General features: G+C 67.8%; 25 protein-coding genes. 20 read left to right on the top strand and 5 right to left on the bottom strand.

Annotated elements, in window-relative coordinates:
* The 5 genes from SB786_RS18900 (at nt 1) to SB786_RS18880 (ending at nt 4,295) form a co-directional block, all read left to right on the top strand.
* Nucleotides 1-951, top strand: coding sequence for an LLM class oxidoreductase (locus SB786_RS18900; RefSeq protein WP_410728771.1), 951 nt, complete (start codon nt 1-3; stop codon nt 949-951).
* Nucleotides 952-1,102: 151 nt separating this feature from the next.
* On the top strand, nt 1,103-1,909 hold the full coding sequence (gene dkgB, locus SB786_RS18895) for a 2,5-didehydrogluconate reductase DkgB (protein ID WP_410728770.1): 807 nt from the start codon (nt 1,103-1,105) through the stop codon (nt 1,907-1,909).
* A 65-nt stretch (nt 1,910-1,974) separates the two neighbouring features.
* Nucleotides 1,975-3,090, top strand: coding sequence for an alkene reductase (locus tag SB786_RS18890; protein WP_410728769.1), 1,116 nt, complete (start codon nt 1,975-1,977; stop codon nt 3,088-3,090).
* Between the two features lie 31 nt (nt 3,091-3,121).
* Nucleotides 3,122-4,126: an aldo/keto reductase gene (locus SB786_RS18885; protein WP_410728768.1), complete on the top strand. Its 1,005-nt coding sequence runs from the start codon at nt 3,122-3,124 to the stop codon at nt 4,124-4,126.
* Between the two features lie 61 nt (nt 4,127-4,187).
* Nucleotides 4,188-4,295, top strand: coding sequence for a DUF3455 domain-containing protein (locus tag SB786_RS18880; RefSeq protein WP_410728767.1), 108 nt, complete (start codon nt 4,188-4,190; stop codon nt 4,293-4,295).
* Between the two features lie 105 nt (nt 4,296-4,400).
* Here the strand turns inward: SB786_RS18880 and SB786_RS18875 are convergent, their stop codons facing one another.
* The gene (locus SB786_RS18875) at nt 4,401-5,066 is read right to left on the bottom strand and encodes an O-methyltransferase (protein WP_006757208.1); all 666 of its coding nucleotides are present in this window, start codon (nt 5,064-5,066) and stop codon (nt 4,401-4,403) included.
* A 93-nt stretch (nt 5,067-5,159) separates the two neighbouring features.
* On the opposite strand from SB786_RS18875, the gene SB786_RS18870 reads away from it, so the two are divergent.
* Nucleotides 5,160-5,792 carry a TetR family transcriptional regulator gene (locus SB786_RS18870; RefSeq protein ID WP_410728766.1) on the top strand — a complete coding sequence of 211 codons (633 nt, stop codon included), beginning with the start codon at nt 5,160-5,162 and terminating at the stop codon, nt 5,790-5,792.
* 526 nt (nt 5,793-6,318) lie between these two features.
* A complete protein-coding gene (locus SB786_RS18865; protein ID WP_410728765.1) occupies nt 6,319-7,707 on the top strand; it encodes an NCS2 family permease in 1,389 nt (462 codons plus the stop codon).
* A gap of 251 nt (nt 7,708-7,958) precedes the next feature.
* On the opposite strand, the gene SB786_RS18860 is transcribed toward SB786_RS18865, so the two are convergent.
* Nucleotides 7,959-9,011 (bottom strand): RNA-guided endonuclease InsQ/TnpB family protein, encoded by a 1,053-nt coding sequence (locus tag SB786_RS18860; RefSeq protein ID WP_410728764.1) that lies wholly within the window; start codon nt 9,009-9,011, stop codon nt 7,959-7,961.
* Between the two features lie 116 nt (nt 9,012-9,127).
* On the opposite strand from SB786_RS18860, the gene SB786_RS18855 reads away from it, so the two are divergent.
* A complete protein-coding gene (locus SB786_RS18855; RefSeq protein ID WP_410728763.1) occupies nt 9,128-9,721 on the top strand; it encodes a hypothetical protein in 594 nt (197 codons plus the stop codon).
* A gap of 10 nt (nt 9,722-9,731) precedes the next feature.
* On the opposite strand, the gene SB786_RS18850 is transcribed toward SB786_RS18855, so the two are convergent.
* Together SB786_RS18850 and SB786_RS18845 are read right to left on the bottom strand one after the other, a co-directional pair.
* Complete coding sequence (locus SB786_RS18850) at nt 9,732-10,133, bottom strand: CopD family protein (RefSeq protein WP_410728762.1); 402 nt, start codon at nt 10,131-10,133, stop codon at nt 9,732-9,734.
* Entirely contained in the window at nt 10,130-10,438 is a 309-nt protein-coding gene (locus SB786_RS18845) for a DUF3817 domain-containing protein (protein WP_410728761.1), read from the bottom strand. Before SB786_RS18845 ends, SB786_RS18850 begins: the two co-directional genes overlap by 4 nt.
* Nucleotides 10,439-10,546: 108 nt before the next feature.
* Here SB786_RS18845 and SB786_RS18840 point away from each other — a divergent pair, with 108 nt between their 5' ends.
* The 4 genes from SB786_RS18840 to SB786_RS18825 all read left to right on the top strand — a co-directional run bounded on the left by SB786_RS18840 (nt 10,547) and on the right by SB786_RS18825 (nt 14,852).
* Nucleotides 10,547-11,494, top strand: a complete 948-nt coding sequence (locus SB786_RS18840) for a GlxA family transcriptional regulator (protein WP_410728760.1) — start codon at nt 10,547-10,549, stop codon at nt 11,492-11,494.
* A gap of 56 nt (nt 11,495-11,550) precedes the next feature.
* Nucleotides 11,551-12,471, top strand: a complete 921-nt coding sequence (locus SB786_RS18835) for a LysR family transcriptional regulator (protein WP_410728759.1) — start codon at nt 11,551-11,553, stop codon at nt 12,469-12,471.
* 225 nt (nt 12,472-12,696) lie between these two features.
* Nucleotides 12,697-13,479: an ABC transporter substrate-binding protein gene (locus SB786_RS18830; protein WP_006757200.1), complete on the top strand. Its 783-nt coding sequence runs from the start codon at nt 12,697-12,699 to the stop codon at nt 13,477-13,479.
* 257 nt (nt 13,480-13,736) lie between these two features.
* Nucleotides 13,737-14,852: a succinylglutamate desuccinylase/aspartoacylase family protein gene (locus tag SB786_RS18825; RefSeq protein ID WP_410728758.1), complete on the top strand. Its 1,116-nt coding sequence runs from the start codon at nt 13,737-13,739 to the stop codon at nt 14,850-14,852.
* Between the two features lie 162 nt (nt 14,853-15,014).
* On the opposite strand, the gene SB786_RS18820 is transcribed toward SB786_RS18825, so the two are convergent.
* Entirely contained in the window at nt 15,015-15,821 is an 807-nt protein-coding gene (locus SB786_RS18820) for a MetQ/NlpA family ABC transporter substrate-binding protein (protein ID WP_410728757.1), read from the bottom strand.
* Nucleotides 15,822-16,128: 307 nt separating this feature from the next.
* Between SB786_RS18820 and SB786_RS18815 the strand changes: the two genes are divergently transcribed.
* The 8 genes from SB786_RS18815 (at nt 16,129) to SB786_RS18780 (ending at nt 24,248) form a co-directional block, all read left to right on the top strand.
* Complete coding sequence (locus SB786_RS18815; protein WP_006757197.1) at nt 16,129-17,283, top strand: porin; 1,155 nt, start codon at nt 16,129-16,131, stop codon at nt 17,281-17,283.
* 207 nt (nt 17,284-17,490) lie between these two features.
* Nucleotides 17,491-17,751 (top strand): DUF2866 domain-containing protein, encoded by a 261-nt coding sequence (locus tag SB786_RS18810; RefSeq protein WP_006757196.1) that lies wholly within the window; start codon nt 17,491-17,493, stop codon nt 17,749-17,751.
* A 124-nt stretch (nt 17,752-17,875) separates the two neighbouring features.
* Complete coding sequence (locus SB786_RS18805) at nt 17,876-18,259, top strand: DUF6232 family protein (RefSeq protein WP_166721320.1); 384 nt, start codon at nt 17,876-17,878, stop codon at nt 18,257-18,259.
* 71 nt (nt 18,260-18,330) lie between these two features.
* Entirely contained in the window at nt 18,331-18,558 is a 228-nt protein-coding gene (locus SB786_RS18800; protein ID WP_006754285.1) for a hypothetical protein, read from the top strand.
* A gap of 233 nt (nt 18,559-18,791) precedes the next feature.
* A complete protein-coding gene (locus tag SB786_RS18795; RefSeq protein WP_410728756.1) occupies nt 18,792-21,089 on the top strand; it encodes a TonB-dependent hemoglobin/transferrin/lactoferrin family receptor in 2,298 nt (765 codons plus the stop codon).
* Nucleotides 21,090-21,138: 49 nt separating this feature from the next.
* Complete coding sequence (locus tag SB786_RS18790; RefSeq protein ID WP_410728755.1) at nt 21,139-22,230, top strand: hemin-degrading factor; 1,092 nt, start codon at nt 21,139-21,141, stop codon at nt 22,228-22,230.
* Complete coding sequence (locus SB786_RS18785; RefSeq protein WP_410728754.1) at nt 22,227-23,135, top strand: hemin ABC transporter substrate-binding protein; 909 nt, start codon at nt 22,227-22,229, stop codon at nt 23,133-23,135. The genes SB786_RS18790 and SB786_RS18785 overlap by 4 nt, the downstream gene beginning before the upstream one ends.
* A gap of 15 nt (nt 23,136-23,150) precedes the next feature.
* A complete protein-coding gene (locus SB786_RS18780; RefSeq protein ID WP_410728753.1) occupies nt 23,151-24,248 on the top strand; it encodes a FecCD family ABC transporter permease in 1,098 nt (365 codons plus the stop codon).
* Nucleotides 24,249-24,257: the final 9 nt, after the last annotated feature.

Raw genomic sequence — 24,257 nt, 5'->3', positions numbered from 1 at the left:
ATGCCCACTTCACTCGACAAGCTCGCCAGCGGCGGCTTCAGCATCGGCATCGAACTGCCGCTCGACAACGACTGGTCGCTGGCCGGCGCCGCGAAGCGCCAGCGCGACGGCCGTCGCCCCGGCGTGCCCGACCTGGAACTTCATGCGACGCTCGCTCGACTGGCCGACACGCTCGGCTTCCGCGCACTCTGGGTGCGCGACGTGCCGGTGTACGACCCGTCGTTCGGCGACGCCGCGCAAGTATTCGAGACCTTCTCGTATCTCGGCTACCTCGCCGGCATCACGCGCGACATCCTGCTCGGCACTGCGGCCGTCGTGCTGCCGCTGCGCGAACCGCTGCTGACGCTGAAATCGGCCGCGACGATCCAGGAGCTGAGCGACGGACGCCTGCTGCTCGGCGTCGCGAGCGGCGACCGGCCGGTCGAATATCCGCTGTTCGGCCGCGACTTCGCGTCCCGCGGCGCGAATTTCCGCGACCAGATCGCGCTGCTGCGCGACGGCGCGCGCGGGCACCTGCCGCCGGGCCTGGAGGTGCTGCCGGCGGCGCGTTCGCCGGTGCCGCTGCTCGTCGCAGGCCTCGCGCAGCAGACGCCCGCATGGATCGGCGAACACATGGACGGCTGCCTCGCCTATCCGGGCACGCCGGCCGATCACCTGCAGCGCGCCGCGAACTGGCGCGCGGTGGCCGGCGACAAGCCGTACGTGAGCTTCATCCACCTCGACCTCGCGGAAGATCCGCACGAACCGCTTCAGCGGCACCGCTTCGGCGCGCGCGCCGGGCGCATCGCGCTGACGGAAGAACTCGCGGCGATGCGCGACGCGGGCGTGCGGCACATCGGCCTGCATTTGCGCCGCAATTGCCGGCCGCTCGACGAGACGATGGCCGAGATTGCCGCGGACGTGCTACCGGCGTTCCGTACGGATACCGACGCGCATACGTGCGTCGCATGAGGCCGGCCACGGCCCGCCGCGCGCCCCGGCCGGCGCCCGATCTTTGAATCTGAATCAAATATTTTTGACCTCTGAAGGCGTTTATCTCATCAGTCCGGAACGCCAGAATGACTTCCATACCGAACCCGTTCCACTTTCCCAGGAGCCCACGATGAGCAACGTTCCCGCATTCGGCCTCGGCACCTTCCGCCTGCAAGGCCAGGTCGTCATCGACTCGGTCCGCAATGGCCTCGAGCTCGGCTACCGCGCGATCGACACCGCGCAGATCTACGGCAACGAAGCCGAAGTCGGCGAAGCGATCGCCGCCTCGGGCGTGCGCCGCGAAGACCTGTTCCTCACGACCAAGATCTGGGTCGACAACTATGTGCCGGAAAAACTGGCGGCCAGCCTCGAGGAAAGCCTGCGCAAGCTGCGCACCGACACCGTCGACCTGACGCTGATTCACTGGCCGGCTCCGGGCAACGGCGTGTCGATCCAGACGTTCATGACCGCGCTCGCCGACGCGAAGGCGAAGGGCCTCACGCGCCAGATCGGCATCTCGAACTTCAACATCGAACTGACGAAGGAAGCGATCGCGGCCGTCGGCAAGGATGCGATCGCGACGAACCAGATCGAACTGAGCCCGTACCTGCAGAACCGCAAGCTGGTCGAGTTCCTGAACGGCGAAGGCATCCACGTGACGTCGTACATGACGCTCGCCTACGGCAAGGTGCTCGGCGACCCGGTGATCGGCGCGATCGCGCAACGTCACGACGCGACGCCGGCGCAAGTCGCGCTCGCGTGGGCGCTGCAGCTCGGCTACTCGGTGATTCCGTCGTCGACGAAGCGCGAGAACCTCGCCAGCAACCTGCTCGCGCGGACGCTGCGCCTGACCGACGAAGACATGGCGCAGATCGCCGCGCTCGAGCGCAACGGCCGCGAAGTCGACCCGGCCGGCCTCGCGCCGAAGTGGGACTGAACGCACCGCCCCCGTAATCGATTCGTCCGCGGCCAGCCGGCCGCGGCACCCCACAGGACATCACCATGACCCAGGACCCGCTTTTTCAACCGCTGCGATTCGGCGCGCTGACGCTGCCGAACCGTATCGTGATGCCGCCGATGACGCGTTCGCGCGCCAGCCAGCCCGGCGACGAAGCCAACGAACTGATGGCCGCGTATTACGCGCAGCGCGCGAGCGCCGGCCTGATCGTCAGCGAAGGCACCTATATCGCGCCGCTCGGCAAGGGCTACGCGTGGACGCCCGGCATCCACACGCCGTCGCAGGTCGCCGGCTGGCGCCGGGTGACGGACGCCGTGCACGCCGCGCACGGCCGCATCTTCGCGCAGCTGTGGCACGTCGGCCGGCTCAGCCATACGAGCCTGCTCGGCGGCGAGCAACCAGTGTCGTCGTCGCCGATCCAGGCGAAAGGCGTGAACGTGTTCATCGCCGGCGAGGACGGCAGCACGCCGGGCTTCGTGCAGGCGTCCGAGCCGCGCGCGCTGTCCGTCGACGAGATCCGCGAAATCGTCGATCAATACCGCGCCGCCGCCCGCAACGCGATCGAGGCCGGCTTCGACGGCGTCGAGCTGCACGGCGCGAACGGCTATCTCGTGAACCAGTTCATCGACTCGAACGCGAACACGCGCACCGACGCCTACGGCGGCTCCCTGGAAAACCGGCTGCGCTTCCTGCGCGAAGTCGTGCAGGCGCTGATCGAAGGCGCCGGCGACGCGTCGCGCGTCGGCGTCCGCCTCGCCCCGCTGACCACGCTGAACGGCTGCGTCGACGACGATCCGGAAACGACCTACCTCGCCGCCGCGAAGCTGCTCGGCGAACTCGGCATCGGCTACCTGCACATCGCGGAAGCCGACTGGGACGACGCGCCGCTGATGCCGGTCGAATTCAAGCGGCAACTGCGCGCCGCGTTCCCGGGCGTGCTGATCTACGCCGGCGCGTACACGGCCGAACGCGCCCGCGAAGCGATCGCCGCCGGCTGGGCCGACCTGATCGCATTCGGCCGCCCGTTCGTCGCGAACCCCGACCTGCCCGAGCGCCTGCGCACCGGCGCCGCGCTCGCGCCGCACGATCGCAACACGCTGTTCGGCGGCGGGGCGAAAGGCCTGATCGACTATCCGACGCTCGCGCAGGCCGCGGCCTGAGCTCGCGGCCGCAACGACTCCGGGACTGCTCATGAGAATCACGCTTCCTTCCCGCCTGGGTTTCGGCACCGCGCCGCTGGGCAACATGTACCGGGACATCCCGCACGACGAAGCGCTGGCCACCGTCGATGCGGCGTGGCATGGCGGCATCCGCTACTTCGACGCCGCGCCGCTGTATGGCGCCGGCCTCGCCGAGCTGCGTCTCGGTGAAGCGCTTGCCGGGCGTCCGCGCGACGAATATGCGCTCGGCACCAAGGTCGGCCGGCTCGTCCTCGACGAACACGAGGACGCGTCGCAACGCGATCTCGGCGAAAAAGGCGGGCTGTTCCGTCACGGCCTGCCGAACCGGATCGTCTACGACTACACCGCGGACGGCACGCTGCGCTCGATCGAGGCCAGCCTCGCACGGCTGCGCACCGACCGGCTCGACACCGTGTGGATTCACGATCCGGCCGTCGATTTTCACGGCGACGCATGGCGCGACGTGTTCGACGTCGCGATGTCGGGCGCGGCGAAGGCGCTCACGCGGCTGCGCGACGAGAAAGTCATCAAGGGCTGGGGGCTCGGCGTGAACCGCGTCGAGCCGTGCGAACTCGCACTCGAACGTTCGGATCCGGACGGCTTCCTGCTCGCCGGGCGCTATACGCTGCTCGATCACGCGGGCGCGCTCGAACGGCTGATGCCGGAAAGCGCCGCGCGCGGGCTCGGGATCATCATCGGCGGCCCGTACAACTCGGGCGTATTGGCGGGCGGCACGCATTTCGAGTACCAGCCGGCCACGCAGGCGATGCTCGATCGCGTCGCGCGGATCCGCGGGCTCTGCGAACGGTTCGGTGTCGACGTACGTGCGGTGGCCTTGCAGTTCTCGCTCGCCCATCCGGCCGTCGCGGCCGCGATCCCGGGCGCGAGCCGGCCCGAGCGCATCGACGAGAACCTGCGTCTCGCGGCCGCGCCAATCCCGGCGGCACTGTGGGCGGCGCTGAAAGCCGAACGCCTGATCGCCGCGCACGCACCGACGCCGGCCGGCGCGGATTGAAGCGGCGGACGCGGCCGCTGCGGCGCGCGGCCGTGGCGATCTCTCGCCGGCGTGCGCTTCCATGCAGCGGCTCGACACCGCGGGCGACACACCGCCGGAACCCGCGTGTTCGACCGAGCATGCGGTCGGCCACTTTCCGTATTCCGCGCGCTACGTGTTCCTGAAGTAACGCACGACGGCGGCTGCCCGAACCAGGGCGCCGCCGTCACATCCACTTGATCAGTTATCCTGCATTTTCACGGTATCGCTCCGGCTGCCGCGCGATGTCTCAGCCTCAGCGAATCCGCATCGACAGTTCGACATCGCCGCCGAACGGCACCGACAGATAGCCGTTCCGCGGCGCACGCACGTAGGCGAGATAGTCGGGGCTGTATTCGGCATTGTCCGCGACGACGAACGCGCCCGCCCGCAGCCGCGGCTCGACCCGTTCGAGAATCTCCGGATACAACGCCTTAGCGCCGTCGAGCAGCAGCAGGTCGACCGTATCCGGCAGATCGCTGGCCAGCGTGCGCAACGCATCGCCTTCCCGAATCTCCACCAGATCGGCCAGCCCGGCCGCCGCCAGATTGGCGCGCGCCCGCGCGACCTTCGACGCTTCGAACTCGCTCGTGATCACCCGGCCGCCGCCGTTGTCGCGCAGCGCGGCCGCGAGGTGCAGCGTCGAGATGCCGAACGACGTGCCGAACTCGACGATCGCACGTGCACCGCAGCCGCGCGCGAGCATGTACAGCAGCGTGCCCGTCTCGCGCGACACCGCGAGCGGATAGTCCTTCAGGCGTGCATAGAAATCGGCGTAATCGGTCTTGCTGCGCATCAGCCGCATTTGCTCGTCGTGCGACACGTTGGCGAAGTCCGGGTTCGATGCGGGCGACGATGCTTCGGCTTCGTCGAACAGGCGCGCGAGCAGCGACGCCAACGGGTCGTGAATCAGGGTGGTCATGCGAATCTCCGGTATCAGGTTGAGTGCGTCAGTACGCCCGACTAGAATATGACGAATCATTCAGGTTTTACTATTCGCATTGGCAGACCCGTCATGACCGACCGCCGCAACGCCCCGATCGCCTCGCGCAAACAGCCCAAGCAGGCCCGCTCGACCCGTCTCGTCGACGACGTGCTGCAGGCCGCTATTCAGGTTTTGGCGACCGAAGGCGCGCAGCGCTTCACGATGGCGCGCGTGGCCGAGCGCGCCGGCGTGAGTGTCGGCTCGCTGTACCAGTACTTCCCGAACAAGGCGGCCGTGCTGTTCCGGCTCCAGCACGACGAATGGCGGCAGACGTCCGAGATGCTGTGCGGGATGATGCAGGACACGCGCAAGACGCCGCCCGAGCGGCTGCGCACTGCCGTCCACGCGTTCATCCGTTCGGAATGCGACGAGGCGTCCATGCGCATCGCACTCGACGACGCCGCGCCGCTCTATCGCGACGCCCCCGAGGCGCAGGAAATGAAGGCCGAGGGCAACCGGGTCTTCAGCACGTTCATGCGCGAAATGCTGCCCGACGTGCCCGACGCCACGCATGCGCTCGCCTGCCAGCTGATCATGACGACGCTCACCACGGGCGGCAAGGCGTTCTCCGAAACGGAGCGCACGCCTGCGGAAATCGACGCCTATTCGAACGCGATGGCCGACATGTTCTGTGTGTACCTCGCGCATCTCGCGCAGGATTGACGGACAACGTGCCATGACCAGCGCCAGCGCGGCATGCGCGCGGCACCGGCATCCGGATGCGCGTCGCGCGCGGCCGCTTTGACGCGCCGGCCCGGCCTCGACGAAAGACATCCGTAAGCCTCGATGCATCACCCGGCCCCCGCCCTGCCCGCCGCCCCTGCATTCAAATAATCGCCTTAACGGATTCGAACTAGGCGTATACACGCGTTCCGCGACGACGAAGCCCCGTTGCACGCCGATATAAGCGCTGCGACATGCGCTGCATGCTCTTCCCCCAATGGGACGTGATGGGCCGTTCGCCTAACCTTCGCTACGGCAAAGCACACGTGACGGGGTCGACCCGCCACCGTCGTACGACACGACACACTCGCGCCCGCTTCGACGCGCGTACGACGACACGGCGCACACGTCATGCGTCACGCGTCATGCGTCCCCACGACGTTGCCGACAATTTCAACCAGATACGAGACACCCTGACGACGGTCCGCTACAGGCCGTTTCAGCATGCTGATAAAGGAGCAAGCTCATGAGTGATACCCCGGTGCAGCCGACGGTCGGCGTCGGTGCGGAACAACCCGACTTCGGCACCAAGGGAGCCATCGACCGGTACTTCGACATTTCGTCGCGCGGCAGCACGCAGCGTCGCGAAATCGTCGCGGGCGTGACCACCTTCCTCGCGATGGTCTATTCCGTGTTCGTCGTGCCCGGGATGTTCGGCAAGGCCGGCTTCGATACGAGCGCGGTATTCGTCGCGGTCTGTCTCACCACCGCCTTCGGTTCGCTGCTGATGGGCCTGTGGGCGAAGCTGCCGATCGCGATCGGCTGCGCGATTTCGCTGACGGCGTTCACCGCGTTCGGTCTCGTGCTCGGCAAGGGCCTGCCGCCCACGGTCGCGCTCGGCGCCGTGTTCCTGATGGGCGTCGTGTTCACGGGCATCTCGGTCACCGGCGTGCGTTCGTGGATCCTGCGCAACCTGCCCGCGGGCGTCGCGCACGGCACCGGGATCGGCATCGGCCTGTTCCTGCTGCTGATCGCGTCGAACGACGTCGGCCTCGTGATCAGGAACCCGGGCGCCGGCCTGCCGGTCTCGCTCGGCCAGATCACCGCGTTCCCGGTGATCATGTCGGTCGTCGGCCTCGCCGCGATCTTCGGGCTCGAGAAGCGCCGCGTGCCGGGCGGCATCCTGCTCGTCGTGGTCGCGATCTCGCTGATCGGCCTCCTGTTCGACCCGGCCGTGAAATACCGCGGCGTCTTCGCGCTGCCGTCGCTGAGCGCGCCGGGCCACGCATCGCTGATCGGCGCGATGGACATCAAGGGCGCGCTGTCGATGGCCGTGCTGCCGAGCGTGCTGGCGCTCGTGATGACCGCCGTGTTCGACGCGACCGGCACGATCCGCGCGGTCGCCGGCCAGGCGGGCCAGCTCGACGAGAACGGCCGCATCATCAACGGCGGCCGCGCGTTGACCGCCGATTCGATCAGCTCGATCTTCTCGGGCTTCCTCGGCGGTGCGCCGGCCGCGGCCTACATCGAGTCGAGCGTCGGCGTGGCCGCCGGCGCGAAGACGGGCCTCGCGGCCGCGGTGGTCGGCCTGCTGTTCCTGGTCGTGATGTTCTTCTCGCCGCTCGCGGGCCTCGTGCCGTCGTACGCCACCGCACCCGCGCTGATGTATGTCGGCCTGCTGATGCTCGGCAGCGTGAGCAAGCTGCACATGGACGACATGGTCGACGCGATGTCGGGCCTCGTGTGCGCGGTGTTCATCGTGCTGACCGCGAACATCGTGACGGGCATCATGCTCGGCTTCTCGACGCTCGTGATCGGCCGCATCGCCAGCGGCGAATTCCGCAAGCTCAACGTCGGCACCGTGCTCATCGCGGCCGTGCTCGTCACGTTCTACCTCGGCGGCTGGGCGATCTGAGCGCGGCTCATGCGCGACGCTGCCTGCGCAAAGCGCGCCGCGCGGCGGGACGACACGGTCTCCTCCCACCATCGTCGTTGATGGTCTGCCGGCCTGGAAACGCAAGTTTCCAGGCTTTTTTTGCGGGTGCGCCACGGGGTTGCGCCGTGCCGGCCGGCAGGGAGCGGCGTGCGTCGTGTCCCTTCATGAATCCGCACGCGGTGCTACGATCGCGCTTTGTCCTCCGGAACCGTCTTGACGTCCTCCGCCGCCTAAAGGCGGCGGATTCCCACTACTGGCGATGCACGTCCGCATCGGAGAATGTTCAGCGCAGCATTGGTATCTCGATCATGCTCGACACCACATTCACTGCAGGCCCACTCTCTCATTCGCAGCCCCGCGATACCTTTCGGCCGCGTCGTGCTGTCTTTCGATCCGCACGACGAACAGGACTGGGTAGAACCGCCTTCGTCCACTTCCTCGAACGTGGCCCCGTGCGCGATCGCTTTGTAACGGAGCTTGTTTCGGAAGGACGACCAGGACGCGTCGTAGACGCTCTTCGCCATCCTGGTTCTGGCAAGTTTGACGGCAGACACGTTGCCGACCGCGATGTAATCGAACCGCCGCACCAGATCGAGCGCGAGCTTGTGCTGGAAATCAGCACGTGCATTCGTCACCTTGGCGTGCAGCTTCGCGATATGGCGTTTGTGCTTGCGCGCCCGTTGAGCTTTCGCCAGCTTCTCCGCCGCGCGGCGGCCGAATTGGTCATTGGGCAGCTTCTCGCCGGTCGAAAGTGTGGCGAAGTCTTTCAGACCGAGATCGATGCCGACACCCGAACGGATCGGGCGGGCCTGAACATCGGGCATCTCGATCGCGATGTTGAGAAACCAGTTGCCCCGCGCATCCTGCGCAAAGTTGGTTCCGTCCTTGATCTTGCCTTCGGGAAGCGGTCGGCTATTGAACACACGGAAAGTATTGCCGGCGAAGCGGAACGCGTCACCCTCGCGCTTCAGGTCACGCCCCTTCAGCGGCACCCAGCCAAGAGATTTCCTGCCGCGATAGCGCAGGTAGGGCCGACGGTGCTGACTGCGCGACTTCGCATATTGCTCGCACGTCGCGTTGATCGTGCCGGAGTGGATGCCGAGTTCCTTGCTACTCCCCGTCGTCAGCACGTTCAGATCGAATCCCGTCGGCCATTTCTTGCTCCACTTGAGCGCGTGCTTCTGCGTGTCATTGCAGAAGTTCCAGACGTAGTTCACCGCACGGCTCTGCTTGTTGAGCAGTCCGTTGAGCGACTTCACGCGGTAGCGGTAGACAAGAATCATGCCGGTGATCCTAACCCGTGGAAGAAGCTGCCTGTCAACAGCAATCCTTTCCTTCCCGCCATCCGCCCCGAAGGAAGTCCCCTTGGGGGAAATGGCGGGGTTTCTCGGAGCAACTGATGAATCCGTTCGGCATCGTCTCCGAATCAGACACGCGGACCGCGGCGCACAAGCCGCCGTTCATCCCGTCGTTCGGCTTCGTCGAGGTTCATGAATCGCGGCCGATCGACGCGCCGCCGTCGCGCATCATCGACGCCGTCGCCACGCTCGACATGCGGGCCGATCCGGTCATCGACGCGCTGCTGGCCGTGCGCGAAACGCCGGCGGCCGTCGCCCGCGTGCTGCGCAATCGTGCGCCCCAAGCCGCGCGCGAGCGCTTCGGCTTCGACTCCTTCACGCTGCTGCATCGCGACGACACGTCGCTGTCGCTCGGCCTCGTCGGGCGCTTCTGGCACCCGACGCCCGACGTGCGGACGATCGCCGACGCAGCGGCCTTCATGCGGCACGACGATCCGCACGACGCGAAGCTGGTGCTGCGCTTCGAGGTGATCGGACTGCGCTCCGGCGCGCGCCTGCTGCGCACCGAAACCTTCGTGCATTGTCCGAGCGCGCGCACGCGGCTGCTGTTCCTGCCGTACTGGCTCGCGATCCGGCTGGGAAGCGGCTGGATCCGGCGGCGCACGCTGGCAGCGGTCGAGACGGCGCTCGCGTAGACCCACCGCGTCAGAACGGCTTGATCACGACCAGCCCGACGACGATCGCCGCGGCGACCACGACCGCGCCCGCCGCCTGCCCGAGCCACGGCGCGGGCACGACGACGAGATCGTCGCGCGCCATGCGCCGCAGCGAGCCGGCCAGCATCCCGTGCAGCGCCGACAGCGCGGTGACGACGACCAGTTTCACCGACAGCCACGCGGCGCCGAACCAGTGACCGTTCAGCGCGATCGCGACCCCCGTGATCCAGACGAGCGCGAGCGCGGGCGCCGTCACCGTACGATCCCAGCCCCGCACCGCACGATGCACGGCCAGGTTGGCGATACGAACGCCGACGGACAGCATCAACAGCCCGCCGACGAACGTGACGACGGCGGCCACATGCACGGCCTTCAGCACCAGGTAGATCATTGCGCATGCCGCCTGCGCGCGATCCATCCGGCGCTCGCCAGCCCCGCGAACGGCACGACGGCCGACAGCACGAGCCGCGCGACCTCGCCCTTGCTCCACAGCCCGCTCGACGCGGTGCCGACGACCGCCCACACGTACATCGCGAACGCGATGCCGTGAACCGGGCCCATGACCGATACCGCGACCGGATACCCGGCCAGATGCTTGAGCGGCACGGCCACGCATACCAGCACGACAAGCGTGGTCGCTTCCAGCAACGACAGGTATTGCAGGTGGCGCAACGCGTTGCGATCGTCTTGTTTCATCGACAGGCCTCCAGGTGGGTCCGCCGCGATTGTCGCGCGTGGCGCGGGTGCGAGCCATTGGCTAGAATGACATCTTTCAACGGATTCTGGCCACGGGCCGCGAACGCCATGCATACGCTCGCCGTGCTCGCTTTGCCCGATGTCGTCCCGTTCGATCTGGGCGTGGCGTGCGACACGTTCGCGCGCGTGCGCTCGCCCGACGTCGCGCAGGCATACCGCGTGCGCGTGTGCAGCGAGCATCCGCGCGTCGCGGGCGAGCTGTTCGAACTGCGCCCACCGTTTCGTCTCGATGCACTTGCCGATGCCGACACGATCGTCGTCCCCGGCACGTCCGTGCCGCTCGCGCCCACGTCGCGCCGCGCGATCGCGGCACTGCGCGCGGCCGCCGCGCGCGGTTGCCGGATCGCGTCGATCTGCAGCGGCGCGTTCGTGCTCGCGGAAGCCGGGCTGCTCGACGGCCTGCGCGCGACGACGCACTGGCTCGCGGCCGCCGAACTCGCGCGCCGCTACCCGAACGTCGAGGTCGACCCGAACGTGCTGTTCGTCGACAACGGGCAGATCCTGACGTCGGCAGGCGCCGCGGCCGGCCTCGATCTGTGCCTGCACATGATCCAGGCCGACTACGGCGCGGCGGTCGCCGTCGATGCCGCGCGCTGCGCGGTGGCGCCGCGCGTGCGCGAAGGCGGGCAGGCGCAGTTCATCGCGCCCGAATGGCCGGCCGGCAGCGACGGGCTGCAGGGCCTGATGGACTGGCTGCAGGCGAACCTGCGCAAGCCGCTGACGCTCGACGCGATGGCCCGCCACGCATCGACGAGCGTGCGCACGCTGACGCGGCGCTTTCAGGCGCACACGGGCACGTCGCCGCGGCAATGGCTGCAGACCGCACGCGTCAGGCATGCGCAGCAGTTGCTGGAGATGACGGAGCTGTCGATCGAGCACGTGGCGACGGAAGCCGGGTTCGGTTCGGTCACCGCGTTTCGCGAGCGCTTCGCCCGCATCGTCGGCACGTCGCCGCAGCGCTATCGCCAGGCGTTCCGCGCGCGCGCCGGCGCGTGACGTTCATCAGGAACGCGACCTGACGCCGCCCCCTTTCGCGCCAACCGGACCGATCGATGACCCGCATCCGAAACCACCTGAACATCGCGCAGCTCCAGGCGTTCGTCTCCGCCGCGCATCACAAGAGCCTGCGCGCCGCCGCGCGCGAGCTCGGCGTCACCCAGCCCGCGATCACGCATACGATCCGCGAACTCGAAACGGCGCTGAACGCGGAACTGCTCGTGCGCAGCGTGCGCGGCGTCGAATTGACCGCGTGCGGCCATGCGCTGCTGCCGCGTGCCGAGCAACTGCTCGGCGACATGCGCCGCACCGTCGAGGCCGTCGAGCAGGTGAAAGGGGAAATGTCCGGGCGCGTCGCGGTCGGCACGATGCCGTCGATCGCGCTGACCGCGCTGCCGCACGCGGTCACCGCGTTCCGCCGGTCGATGCCGAACGTCAGCCTGCATCTCGAGGAAGTGACGGTGCCCGACGCGCTCGCGCAACTGCGCAACGGCACGCTCGACATCGCTGCGATGCACCATGTGCCCGCGCTCGATCGCGATTTCACGCAGGTGCCGCTACTGTCGACCGAATTCACCGTCGTGATGCGCGAAGGCCACCCGCTTGCCCGCGCGCGCCGGTTAGAGGAATTACTCGACGCCGAGTGGATCGTCACGGTCGGCGCCGAGCAGTTCCCGCACAGCGTGATGAGCGCGATGTTCGACGCGCGCGGGCTGCCGCTGCCGAAGCGCCTGCTGCGCTCGCCGATGTCGTTCGCGGTGACGCTGGGGCTCGTCGCGCGCTCCGACGTGATCGGCTGTTTCACGCGCCCGCTGGCCGCAATGGTGGCGCCGCTCGGCATCCGCACGGCCGAGCTCGACGAAAGCATGCCGCGCTTCGACCTGTCGATCATCGCGCGCCGCGACCTGCTTCCGACGCCCGCCGTATCGGAATTCGTCAGTTGCCTGCAGCGCGCGGTCAACGAAACGCTCGGTTGAACCGTTCCTTGGTCTGAAACGGTCGCGCGGCGCATGCGCGGGCGTCGGTTCCGGTATCGGGGCTTGTCCTAGGCGCCCTCCCGGTATTTTGTCTTGATAATCTTGCGCACGTCGCGCGCCCGCATCGGGCAGGCGAAACGGACAGTCCGACGCGAAACCGCGCCGGATGAAGGCTTACGGCGCGGCACAACCGCGCACCCATCGAACAAAACGAGGAGTGACCGAGTGAAGAAGATTCTTGCGGCTGTGACCGTGGCCGTGCTCGCCGTTTCGGCCGGCACCGCATACGCGAAGGACTGGACGACCGTGCGCTTCGGCGTCGACGCAAGCTACCCGCCTTTCGAGTCGAAAGGAGCTGACGGCAAGGTGGTCGGCTTCGACGTCGATCTCGGCAACGAGATCTGCCGCCGCATGAACGCGAAGTGCGTGTGGATCGAAAACGACTTCGACGGAATGATCCCGGCACTGAAGGCACGTAAGTTCGACGGCGTCCTGTCGTCGATGTCGATGACGCCGGCGCGCCAGGAACAGATCGCGTTCTCCGAGAAGCTGTTCAACACGCCGACGCGCCTCGTCGCGAAGAAGGGCTCGGGCCTGATGCCGACCGCCGAATCGCTGAAGGGCAAGTCGATCGGTGTCGAGCAGGGCACGATCCAGGAAACCTATGCGAAGACGTACTGGGCCGCGAAGGGCGTGAAGGTCGTGCCTTACCAGAACCAAGACCAGGTCTATGCCGACCTGATCGCGGGCCGTCTGGACGGCGCGCTGCAGGACGCGGTGCAGGCCGAGATCGGCTTCCTGAAGACGCCGCGCGGCGCCAACTTCGATTTCGCCGGCAAGGACATCGACGATCCGAAGACGCTCGGCAACGGCGCGGGCATCGGCCTGCGCAAGGAAGACACCGACCTGAAGGCGAAGATCGACAGCGCGATCACCGGCATGCGCAAGGACGGCACGTACCAGAAGATCGCGAAGAAGTACTTCGATTTCGACGTGTACGGCAAGTAATACCGCGTAAAAGCGCGCTTCTCATCCGCGCAGACGGGCTCCGCAAGGAGCCCGTTTTTTTGCGCGCGTGCGATCGAACGGTGCGTACAACGCGTGCGCGCTGGGTTGCCGAGCCGTTATTTTTTACGCGCCAACCCGATGATTCGCAAAGGGAAACGATGGGCCCGGCGCGTGGTTTGATAGGTTCGCGGAAGGCAACGTACAATCGATCTTCCACGCATACGGATCACTCGCGGCTGCGCCGCCCTCCCCTCATCATGCAAACGCAGACCCATCCGCTGATTTCCCCCGCCGTCGGCACCGAACGCCAGATCACAAGCTTCCACTACGGCCCGCGCGGCGGCAAGAAGGTCTACATCCAGTCGTCGCTGCACGCGGACGAACTGCCCGGCATGCTGGTCGCCGCGCTGCTGCGCCGCAAGATCGCCGCGCTCGAGACGGCCGGCAAGCTGCGCGGCGAAGTGGTCATCGTCCCGGTGCCGAACCCGATCGGCCTGTCGCAGCACGTGTTCGGCGATCACCTCGGCCGCTTCGAGCTCGGCTCGATGCAGAACTTCAACCGCAATTTCTACGATCTCGCGGCGCTCGTGCTGCCGCGCATGGAAGGCCGCCTGACGCACGACGCGCAGCGCAACCTCGCCGCGGTACGCGCCGCGATGCGCGAGGCGCTCGACGAGCAGAAGCCGCGCACCGAGCTGGACTCACAGCGCCTCGCGCTGCAGAAGCTGTCGTTCGACGCCGACATCGTGCTCGACCTGCATTGCGACAGCGACGCGGTGCTGCACCTCTACACGAACCCCGATCTGTGGGAAGACGTCGAGCCGCTCGCGCGCTACCTGGATGCGCAGGCGTCGCTGCTCGCGCTGAATTCGGTCGGCAATCCGTTCGACGAGATCCACAGCTTCTGCTGGTCGGATCTGCGCAACCGCTTCGGCGATCGTTTCCCGATCCCGAACGGCGCGATTTCCGTCACGGTCGAACTGCGCAGCGAGCGCGACGTGTCGTACGAGTTTGCCGAGAAGGACGCGCAGGCGATCGTCGAATACCTGACGGAACGCGGCGTCATCGACGGCACGCCCGCGCCGCTGCCGCCGCTCTCGCATCCGGCCACGCCGCTCGCGGGCACCGATCCGCTCGTGGCACCGGTGTCGGGCGTGATCGTGTTCCGCACGCCGGTGGGCGCGTGGATCGAGGCCGGCCAGGAAGTGGCCGACATCGTCGATCCGCTGACCGATCGCGTGATCACGCTGAAGAGCAGCGTGTCGGGCGTGCTGTACGCGCGCCAGATCGTGCGCTTCGCGACGGCCGGGATGGAAGTCGCGCGCATCGCCGGCGCGACGCCGATCCGCACCGGGTCGCTGCTGTCGGCCTGAGCGGCCTCAGCGGCTTGGGCCGCGAGCCCGCGCGCCGCGTCGCGTCGCGGCGCGCGCCAACGACATCGCCCGCTTGCGCGGGCGATGTGCTTTTCGGCCCAGCGGGAGGCCCCGCGGGAGGCCCGGCGCGGCAGCCGGGCGGCGGCTTGCTTGCGTCGCCGCTCAGAACGCCGGCACGATCGCGCCGCCGAACTGCCGGTCGATGAACTTGCGCACGTCGTCCGACTCATAGGCCGCGACGAGCTTCTTCACCCACGGCTTGTCCTTGTCCTGCGCGCGCACCGCGATCAGGTTCGCGTACGGCCCGCGCAGATCCTCGATCGCGATCGCATCCTTCACCGGCGTGAGCCCGGCCTTCACCGCGTAGTCGGTGTTGATCGACGCGGCGTCGAGGTCCGGCAGTGCGCGCGGCAGTTGCGCGGAATCAAGCTCGACGATCTTGATCTTCTTCGGATTCTCGGCGACGTCGAGCGGTGTCGCGTTCACGCCGTTCGTGCCGACACCCGCCTTCAGCTTGATCACGCCGTACTTTTGCAGCAGCAACAGCGCGCGGTTGCCGTTCGACGGATCGTTCTGGATCCCGACCTTCGCGCCGGCCGGCAAATCCTTCAGCGACTTGAGCTTCTTCGAATAGAAGCCCATCGGCGCGGTGTAGGTCAGCCCGACGTTGACGATCTTGTAGCCGCGTTGCTTGATCTGGCTGTCGAGAAACGGCTGGTGCTGGAAGCCGTTCGCATCGAGGTCGCCCGCGTCGAGCGCCGCGTTCGGCTGCACGTAATCGTTGAATTCGATGACCTTGATCGCGAGGCCTTCGCGTGCGGCGACTTTCGTCACCTCGGTCCAGATCTGCGCGTCGGGGCCGCTCATCGTGCCGATCTTCAGCGTCTGCGGATCGGCGTGCGCGCCGGGCGCGGCAAAGGCCAGCGCCGCGGCAAGCGCGCCGAGGCCGGTCAGGATCGAACGTCGCATGGTGTCCTCTTGTCCCGTGGGGTTGTCGAAGCGCGCATCGTGGCACGGGGCCGGAACAGCACCAACCAAGCTTATTTCATGTGCATATTCCTGATCTTGATCGAATCTCAGGCGGAATCGGTATAACTCCCCGCTGTACAACCGGGCAGAATCCAGTGTCGCATCGGCACCACACATTGGTCATATGACAGTCGCTGTCATATTCATTACGTGGCCCGCCGATAAAGTTGCCGCCGGTCCGTGAGAGCGCCCGTAGAGAGCGCCGGAACCGCAACTGGACACGCCATTCATTCGCTCGGAGAATCCTTTGAACAAGAAACTGTTGACCATCGCCATCCTCGCAGCAACGGCCGGCACCGCACACGCGCAAAGCAGCGTGACCCTGTACGGCGTGATCGACGCCGGTATCAGCTACGTGAACCACAGCAAGACCGCCAACGGCGGCAGCGGCAAGTTGTTCAAGTACGACGACGGCGTGGCCCAGGGCAGCCGTTGGGGCCTGCGCGGCACCGAAGACCTCGGTGGCGGCCTGAAGGCGATCTTCGTGCTCGAAAACGGCTTCAACAGCGGCAACGGCACGATCGGCCAGGGTGGCGCGATCTTCGGCCGCCAGGCTTACGTCGGCCTGAGCCAGTCGCAATTCGGCACGGTCACGCTCGGTCGTCAGTACTCGTTCTCGACCGACGTCCTCGGTTCGAACTACTCGACGGGCGGCAACACGGTCGCGGGCAACTACGCGTACCACGTGAACGACGTCGACCAGCTCACGTCGAGCCGCATCAACAACGCGGTGAAGTTCCAGAGCGCGAACTACGCCGGCTTCACGTTCGGCGCGTTGTACGGCTTCTCGAACTCGACCGACTTCGCCGGCACATCGGGCACGGGCACCACGAACACGGGCGGCTCGTCGCGTGCATACAGCTTCGGCGTGAACTATGCGAACGGCCCGTTTGCACTCGGCGCGGCCTACACGGACATCCGCTTCCCGAGCCAGTCGTCGCCGGCATTCTCGACGACGATCGCGAACATCAGCACGGGTAACATCCGCGACCTGCGCACGTACGGCGTCGGTGGCCGCTACATCTTCGGCCCGGCAACGGCATGGGCGCTGTGGACGCGCACGCAGTTCACCCCGGTCGCGGCCGGCGCATCGGGCACGTTCTACAACGCATACGAAGCCGGCCTGAAGTACGCGTTCACGCCGGCCCTGTCGGCAGCAGCGGGCTATACGTACACGAACGCCACGCAAAACGGCGGCTCGGCGCACTGGAACCAGGGCAACCTGGCGCTGGACTACGCGCTCAGCAAGCGTACGGACGTGTACGGCCTGGTCGTCTACCAGAAGGCGTCGGGCAACAACGTGCAAGCGCAGATCGGCTCGAGCACGAGCTACTTCAACACGTCGGGCACGGGCGCGTCGAACCAGCTGGCCGCTCGCGTCGGTATCCGTCACAAGTTCTAAAGCATCCGCTTAACTCGCGGATCACGACGGCAAGAAGCGCCCCGCTCCGGCGGGGCGCTTTTTTATGGGCTTTTAAGTTTCGCTTAATTCTGGGCTGAGAGGATGCTTCCACCCCCCCTGTTGGCCGCCTGAGCATCGGCGGCTTTTTTTTTGAGACCCGCTACGGCACCGCCATCAACTGCCCACAAGACAGGATCGGAGGCCAAGATGATCGAAGATACCGTTTACAGCCATCTGCACGCGATTCTGACGCGCCAGCATTCGCTACCGGTCCAGAGCTGCCGCGTGTCGGTGGAAATGCAGCGCCCGTGGGGCCGCCCGTACCGGCTCGTCGAATGGACGATGCATCTCGACGCGCCCGCGCGGCGCCAGATCGTGCCGGCCGAATCGACCGACGAAGAGATCGCCGAGGTCGTCGCGTCGCACGTGCCGGGCCGCCTGTACGGCGACGGCCGGCTGCAGTTCTGATTCCCTCTCCCCGCGCGTCGCTGCCCGCGTCGCAACCGGCCCGCACGCATCGTGCGGCACTCGGTCTCGTTTGACGCGGCAACGAAGTCTGCTACGCTGCGCGTTTTCGTCCACGCAACACACGATGGAAAACGCATTCAACGAACGCGGCGTGACGATCACGCGCAATGGCCTGTCGGCGGCGGGCCAAGTCTTTCCGCTGCGTGACATCCGCAACGTCGACGTCGTCAAGATCCCGAAGAACCGCCTCGTGCCGTGGCTGATCTCGCTGATCGGCGTGGCCGCCGCCATCGCCGGCGGCATCGGCGGATCGAGCGGCGCGCTGGTGGTCGGCGTGATGCTCGCCGTCGTCGGCTATCTCGCATGGACCACGCAGGACATCACGTACCGGCTGATGGTCGAGATGCCCGACGGCAAGCGCGAAGCGCTGTCGAGCGTCGACGCCGAATTCGTCGAGCGCGTCGCGCAGATCGTGCGCGATGCACGCGCCGCGACGGCCGCCGGCTGATTTCCGCTGCGCGCGCCCACCACCTACTATGAATTGAGCGGCACGCCGCCGCATCGTTCGAGGAGGTGGGCATGAACCCCCAATCGCTGTCCGGCATGCTGCGCGCGCAGGAGTTGCTGCTCGTCTCGATGATTCGCACGCTGCCGCCCGACACACGCCGCGCACTCGTCGACCTCTACGCCGAACAGCTCGCATTCGCCGAGCAAACCGGCTTCGAAGGTCACGGCGATCGCGCGACGCACGATGCGTTCATTGCGCATGCGCGCAACCTGCTGATTCGCATCGAAGCGCTGGCCTAGCGTCCGTCTTTCCCGAATTTATCCCCGCGCGGCTCGCCCGACCCGCGCCGACGGCGCGTGTCCGCACCTGCTGTTTTCCGTTCTTGTATTGATAATGATTCTCATTTACACTGGCAGAATCATTCGTTCCGTTCAATTCGCCGTTCGCCGCCTGTCGCGCGGGAACGGGCCAGCCAGGTGAACACGTCACCCAGCCAGCCTTCGGGCTCGTTATCGTCAATGGGAGACCACCTGTGCATTGCTATCCGCTGGCGCGGCGGCCGATCTGTGCCGCGCTGTTCGGCGTGTTCGGCCTGTCCGCCGCCCCCGCTTACGCCGATTCCGCCGATTCCGCCACTTACGTCGATTCGTCGTCGAAAGGCGCCCACCCGCCACCTGCCGCCCTCGTCGCCGCATCCACGCGCGGCGATGCGGCGCCGCTCGACCCCGTCACCGTCACGGCCACTCGTACCGCCACCGCCGCGAGCCGCACGGCCGCGTCCGTGTCGGTAATCACCGACGACGATCTCGAGGAACAGCAGGCCACCAACATCAAGGACGCGCTGCGCTACGAGCCGGGCGTCACGGTGCGCCGCACCGCGTATCGCCCCGGCAGCGCCGCGCTCGGCGGCGGCCGCGACGGCGATTCGAGCATCAACATCCGCGGCCTCGAAGGCAATCGCGTGCTGCTGATGGAAGACGGCATCCGCCTGCCGAATGCATTCTCGTTCGGGCCGCTCGAAGCCGGGCGCGGCGACTACGCGGATCTCGACACGCTCAAGCGCATCGAGATCCTGCGCGGGCCGGCGTCGGCGCTGTACGGCAGCGACGGGCTGACCGGCGCGGTGAACTTCATCACGAAGGATCCGCGCGATCTGCTGTCGATCTACGGCAAGCCCACCTACTTCTCGTTCCGGCCAAGCTACGACTCGGCCGATCGCAGCGTCGGCGCGACGGTGTCGGCCGCGGGCGGCAACGACCGCGTGCAGGGAATGATCATCGCCGACGGCCGGCGCGGCCACGAAGTCGACACGCGCGGCAGCAACAATTCGGCGAGCACGCTGCGCACGACGTCGAACCCGCAGGACGTCTATTCGGAATCGCTGCTCGGCAAGCTCGTGCTGACGCCCACCGCGCGCGACACGATCAAGTTCACCGCCGAAACCGTGCAGCGCCGCGTGAGCACCGACGTGCTGTCCGCGATCAATGCACCGGCCACGCTCGGCCTCTCGACCCACGACCGGCTCGAGCGCAACCGCTTCAGCGTCGACTATGACTTCCGCGACGATGCGTTCCGCTGGTTCCAGACCGCACACGTGCAGTTCTACTACCAGGACGCGAAGCAGGATCAATACGCGTTCGAGACGCGCGGCGCGCCGCTGAAATCGCGCTCCCGCGATAACCAGTACCAGGAGCGCACGTTCGGCGGCGCCGCGTTCGCCGAAAGCGGCTTCTCGACCGGCCCGCTCGCGCACAAGCTGCTCTACGGCGTCGACGGCAGCGTGTCGCGCGTGACGAACCTGCGCGACGGCACGGTGCCGGGCGTCGGCGAGGCGTTCCCGAACAAGGCGTTTCCCGATACCGACTACACGTTGTTCGGCGCGTTCATGCAGGACCAGATCGGCTACGGCCGCCTGCTCGTCACGCCGGGGCTGCGCTTCGATACGTACCGGCTGAGCCCGTCGCAGAACGATCCGCTGTTCACCGGCACCGCGGTGTCGACGAGCGCGAACGAAGTGTCGCCGCGCGTCGCGGTGCTCTACGAGATCACGCCCGCGCTGATTCCGTATGCGCAATACGCGCACGGCTTCCGCGCGCCGACACCCGACCAGGTGAACAGCAGCTTCTCGAACCCGGTGTACGGCTACACGTCGATCGGCAATCCGAACCTGAAGCCGGAGACCAGCGACACGTTCGAAGCCGGCCTGCGCGGCAAGGCCGGCACCGGCTACGGCATCGTGCGCTACAGCGCGGCCGCGTTCACCGGCCGCTACCGCGACTTCATCTCGCGCACGACGATCGCGGGCAGCGGCCGGCCGGTCGACCCGTTCGTGTTCCAGTACGTGAACTTCGCCGACGCGCGCATCCACGGCTTCGAAGGCCGCGCCGAATGGGTGATGCCCAACGGCATCACGCTGAAGACGGCGATGGCGTTCACCCGGGGTTCGACACGGAACGACGGCGCGGCGAGCCAGCCGCTGAACACGATCAATCCGTTCTCGGCGGTGTTCGGCGTGCGCTACGAGCCCGGCGAACGCTGGTTCGTGCAGACCGACCTGCTGTTCCAGGCCGCGAAACGCGACAACGACATCGACAAGTCCGACTGCTCGAACAAGGCGTGCTTCGCGCCGCCGTCGTCGTTCGTCGTCGACCTGCGCGGCGGCTACCGCTTCAACAAGCACGTGAGCGCGACGATCGGCATCCGCAACCTGTTCGACCGCAAATACTGGAACTGGTCGGACGTGCGCGGCATCGCGGCCGATTCGCAGGTGCTCGACGCGTACACGTCGTCCGGACGTACCGTCGCCGTCAGCATGAAGGTGGATTTCTGAAGCGCGCCGCCGCGCGTTCCTACCCAACCGTTACTTGAAGGAGTCCGACATGATGCATTCCGCCCTTCCCCGTCAGCCGGCCACGCCGGCCCGCGCGGTCGCCGCATTGCGCGACGCGTTCGTCAAGCTCAAGACCGAGCGCCAGTTGCGCAACCGCGACGTCGCACAGGCGCTCGGCGTCAGCGAAGGCGAGGCGCTCGCCGCGTTCGTCGGCGAGCACGTCGTGCGGCTCGACGCGCGTTTTCCGGCGATGTTCGAGGAAATGCCGCGCCTCGGCCGCGTGATGGCGCTCACGCGCAACGACACGGCCGTCCACGAGAAGGACGGCGAATATGCGCAGATGAGCCACGACGGCCCGGTCGGCCTCGCGCTCGGCGACATCGACCTGCGCATCTTCTACCGTCAGTGGGCGTCGGCGTTCGCGGTGCGCGACCAGACCGCGCACGGTCCGCTGAAGAGCCTGCAGTTCTTCGACGCGCAGGGTCATGCGATCCACAAGGTCTACCTGCGCGCGCACAGCGATCACGCTGCATACGACGCGTTCGTCGAACGCTGGCGCGCGGCGACGCAGCAGCCGGGGCTCGACGTCGTGCCCGCCGCGCCGAAAACGCCCGAGCGCGCCGACACCGAGATCGACGTCGCGGGTTTTCGCGCGGCGTGGGACGCGATGACCGACACGCACCAGTTCTTCGGCATCACGCAGCGCTTCGGCGTGAGCCGCATGCAGGCGCTGCGTCTCGCCGATCCGCACTACGCGTATCCGGTCGAAACGGCGCGCGCGCTGCGTCATGTGCTCGAACGGGCCGCGCTGAGCGGTCAGCCGATCATGGTGTTCGTCGGCAATGCGGGAATGATCCAGATCCATACGGGCTCCGTCGCGAACGTGCGCGAGGTCGGCGCGTGGATCAACGTGCTCGACCCGGGCTTCAACCTGCACGTGCGCGAGGATCTGATCGCCGCCGCATGGGTCGTGAAGAAGCCGACGAGCGACGGCATCGTCACGTCGCTCGAACTGTTCGACCGGCAGGGCGACCACGTCGCGCTGCTGTTCGGCGAGCGCAAGCCGGGCAAGGTCGAACGCGACGACTGGCGCGCGCTGGTCGCGACGCTGCCGGCGGCGGCGCGCGGGGACGCGCGGTGAGCGCGCGAGCGTTCTCGCCGCGACGTCGCGTCGTGCTCGCGAGCGCGGCTGCCGGCGCGCTCGCGGGCGCGCTGCCCGGCCGCGCGCTGCCGCAGGCTGTGCAGAAGCGCGTCGTCGTGATCGGCGGCGCGCTCGCGGAAACCGCCTTCGCGCTCGGCGGCGGCGACGCGCGCGGCTACCGGCTCGTCGGCGCCGACACGACCTGCACGTACCCGGACGCCGCCAAGCGCCTGCCGAAGGTCGGCTACCAGCGCGCGCTGTCGGCCGAGGGGCTACTGTCGCTGCGCCCCGATCTCGTGCTCGCGTCGGCGGAAGCCGGGCCGCCCACCGCGATCGCGCAGGTGAAAAGCGCGGGCGTCGCGGTGACGACGTTCGACGAACGCCACGACGTCGGCTCGGTACGCGCGAAGATCACCGGCGTCGCGCAGGCGCTCGACGTGCGCGATGCGGGCAGCGCGCTGCTGCAACGCTTCGATCGCGACTGGCAGGCCGCGCGCAATGCAGTCGCCGCGCGCGTGCCCGGCGGCGCGCAGCCGCCGCGCGTGCTGTTCGTGCTCAACCACACCGGCAACCAGGCGCTCGCCGCCGGCCAGCGCACGGCCGCCGACGCGATGATCCGCTACGCGGGCGCGCGCAATGCAATGCAGGGCTTCGATCACTACAAGCCGCTGACGAGCGAAGCGCTCGCCGCCGCCGCACCCGACATCGTGCTGATCTCCGACGAAGGGCTCGCGGCCGTCGGCGGCCGCGCCGCGCTGCTTGCCACGCCCGGCTTCGGCGCGACGCCGGCCGGCCGCGCGCAGCGCGTCGTGTCGCTCGATGCGCTGTTCCTGCTCGGCTTCGGCCCGCGCCTGCCGCTCGCCGTCACGACCCTGCACCGACGCCTGTCGGATGCGCTCGCCTGATTCCGGATCGTCCCGATGCCCGTTCATGCTTCGCCTTTCCCCGCACCGTCGCGCACATCGCCCACCTCGCGCTCCGGCGCCGCGCGCGTCGGCACGTCGCGCCGCTTCGCCCCGTTTGTGCTGGCGGCGCTCGCTTGTCTCGTGTGCGCGATGTCCGTCGTCGCGCTGTGCGTCGGCGCCTATCGCATTCCGCTCGCGGAAGCATGGGCCGCGCTGACCGGCGATGCGGCCGCGCAGCAGGCGCGCGCGGTGCTGTTCGACATCCGCGCACCGCGTGTCGTGCTCGCGCTGCTGGTCGGCGGCGGCTTCGGTGCAGCCGGCGCCGCGATGCAGGCGCTGTTCCGCAATCCGCTCGCCGATCCGGGCCTCGTCGGCGTGTCGAGCGGCGCGGCGCTCGGCGCGACGACGATGATCGTCCTCGGCCCCGCGCTGTTTACCGCGCACGCGAGCACCGCCGTGCTGCCCGTCGCCGCGTTCGCCGGCGCGCTTGGCGTCGCAGCGCTCGTCTACCGGCTCGCCGCGTCGCGCGGCCGGCTTGCGCTGCCGCTGCTGCTGCTCGCCGGCATCGCGATCAACGCGCTGGTCGGCGCGGCGATCGGGCTGCTCACGTTCGTCGCCGACGACGCACAACTGCGTTCGCTGACCTTCTGGAGCCTCGGCAGCCTCGGCGGTGCGCAATGGTCCGCGCTGGCGGCCGTCGCGCCGTGCGTCGCGATCGGCTGCGTGCTGCTCGCGCGCGAACGCGATGCACTGAACGCGCTGCAGCTCGGCGAAACCGAGGCGTTGCATCTCGGCGTGCCCGTGCAACGGCTGAAGCGGCGCGTGCTCGTTGCGGTCGCGCTCGCGGTCGGCGCGCTCGTGTCGTGCGCGGGCATCATCGGCTTCATCGGGCTCGTCGCGCCGCATTGCGTGCGCCTCGCGTGCGGCCCCGACCAGCGCGTCGTGCTGCCCGGCGCCGCGTTGCTCGGCGCGCTGCTGACGGTCGCCGCCGATCTTGCCGCGCGCACGATTGCCGCGCCTGCCGACATTCCGCTCGGCGTGCTGACCGCGCTGCTCGGCGCGCCGTTCTTCCTCGTGCTGCTGTGGAAGAACCGCGGTGCGCTCGGCGGATAATCCTTTCTT

This window comes from Burkholderia sp. SIMBA_062 (assembly GCF_046534765.1).
In the GTDB taxonomy this organism is placed as follows: Bacteria; Pseudomonadota; Gammaproteobacteria; order Burkholderiales; family Burkholderiaceae; genus Burkholderia; species Burkholderia ambifaria.
Note: the sequence above shows the minus strand (reverse complement) of the source record. Positions and strands in the feature narration are given on the sequence as shown.

What these genes read in the sequence shown, in the direction of transcription:
- SB786_RS18790 (WP_410728755.1), top strand. Translation starts at nt 21,139, where the DNA reads ATGATGCATTCCGCCCTTCCCCGTCAGCCGGCCACGCCGGCCCGCGCG.
- SB786_RS18780 (WP_410728753.1), top strand. Translation starts at nt 23,151, where the DNA reads ATGCCCGTTCATGCTTCGCCTTTCCCCGCACCGTCGCGCACATCGCCC.
- SB786_RS18875 (WP_006757208.1), bottom strand. Translation starts at nt 5,066, where the DNA reads ATGACCACCCTGATTCACGACCCGTTGGCGTCGCTGCTCGCGCGCCTG.
- SB786_RS18845 (WP_410728761.1), bottom strand. Translation starts at nt 10,438, where the DNA reads ATGAAACAAGACGATCGCAACGCGTTGCGCCACCTGCAATACCTGTCG.
- SB786_RS18820 (WP_410728757.1), bottom strand. Translation starts at nt 15,821, where the DNA reads ATGCGACGTTCGATCCTGACCGGCCTCGGCGCGCTTGCCGCGGCGCTG.
- SB786_RS18880 (WP_410728767.1), top strand. Translation starts at nt 4,188, where the DNA reads ATGCAGCGGCTCGACACCGCGGGCGACACACCGCCGGAACCCGCGTGT.
- SB786_RS18885 (WP_410728768.1), top strand. Translation starts at nt 3,122, where the DNA reads ATGAGAATCACGCTTCCTTCCCGCCTGGGTTTCGGCACCGCGCCGCTG.
- SB786_RS18810 (WP_006757196.1), top strand. Translation starts at nt 17,491, where the DNA reads ATGATCGAAGATACCGTTTACAGCCATCTGCACGCGATTCTGACGCGC.
- SB786_RS18840 (WP_410728760.1), top strand. Translation starts at nt 10,547, where the DNA reads ATGCATACGCTCGCCGTGCTCGCTTTGCCCGATGTCGTCCCGTTCGAT.
- SB786_RS18890 (WP_410728769.1), top strand. Translation starts at nt 1,975, where the DNA reads ATGACCCAGGACCCGCTTTTTCAACCGCTGCGATTCGGCGCGCTGACG.
- SB786_RS18825 (WP_410728758.1), top strand. Translation starts at nt 13,737, where the DNA reads ATGCAAACGCAGACCCATCCGCTGATTTCCCCCGCCGTCGGCACCGAA.
- dkgB (WP_410728770.1), top strand. Translation starts at nt 1,103, where the DNA reads ATGAGCAACGTTCCCGCATTCGGCCTCGGCACCTTCCGCCTGCAAGGC.
- SB786_RS18860 (WP_410728764.1), bottom strand. Translation starts at nt 9,011, where the DNA reads ATGATTCTTGTCTACCGCTACCGCGTGAAGTCGCTCAACGGACTGCTC.
- SB786_RS18855 (WP_410728763.1), top strand. Translation starts at nt 9,128, where the DNA reads ATGAATCCGTTCGGCATCGTCTCCGAATCAGACACGCGGACCGCGGCG.
- SB786_RS18870 (WP_410728766.1), top strand. Translation starts at nt 5,160, where the DNA reads ATGACCGACCGCCGCAACGCCCCGATCGCCTCGCGCAAACAGCCCAAG.
- SB786_RS18805 (WP_166721320.1), top strand. Translation starts at nt 17,876, where the DNA reads ATGGAAAACGCATTCAACGAACGCGGCGTGACGATCACGCGCAATGGC.
- SB786_RS18800 (WP_006754285.1), top strand. Translation starts at nt 18,331, where the DNA reads ATGAACCCCCAATCGCTGTCCGGCATGCTGCGCGCGCAGGAGTTGCTG.
- SB786_RS18850 (WP_410728762.1), bottom strand. Translation starts at nt 10,133, where the DNA reads ATGATCTACCTGGTGCTGAAGGCCGTGCATGTGGCCGCCGTCGTCACG.
- SB786_RS18835 (WP_410728759.1), top strand. Translation starts at nt 11,551, where the DNA reads ATGACCCGCATCCGAAACCACCTGAACATCGCGCAGCTCCAGGCGTTC.
- SB786_RS18900 (WP_410728771.1), top strand. Translation starts at nt 1, where the DNA reads ATGCCCACTTCACTCGACAAGCTCGCCAGCGGCGGCTTCAGCATCGGC.
- SB786_RS18865 (WP_410728765.1), top strand. Translation starts at nt 6,319, where the DNA reads ATGAGTGATACCCCGGTGCAGCCGACGGTCGGCGTCGGTGCGGAACAA.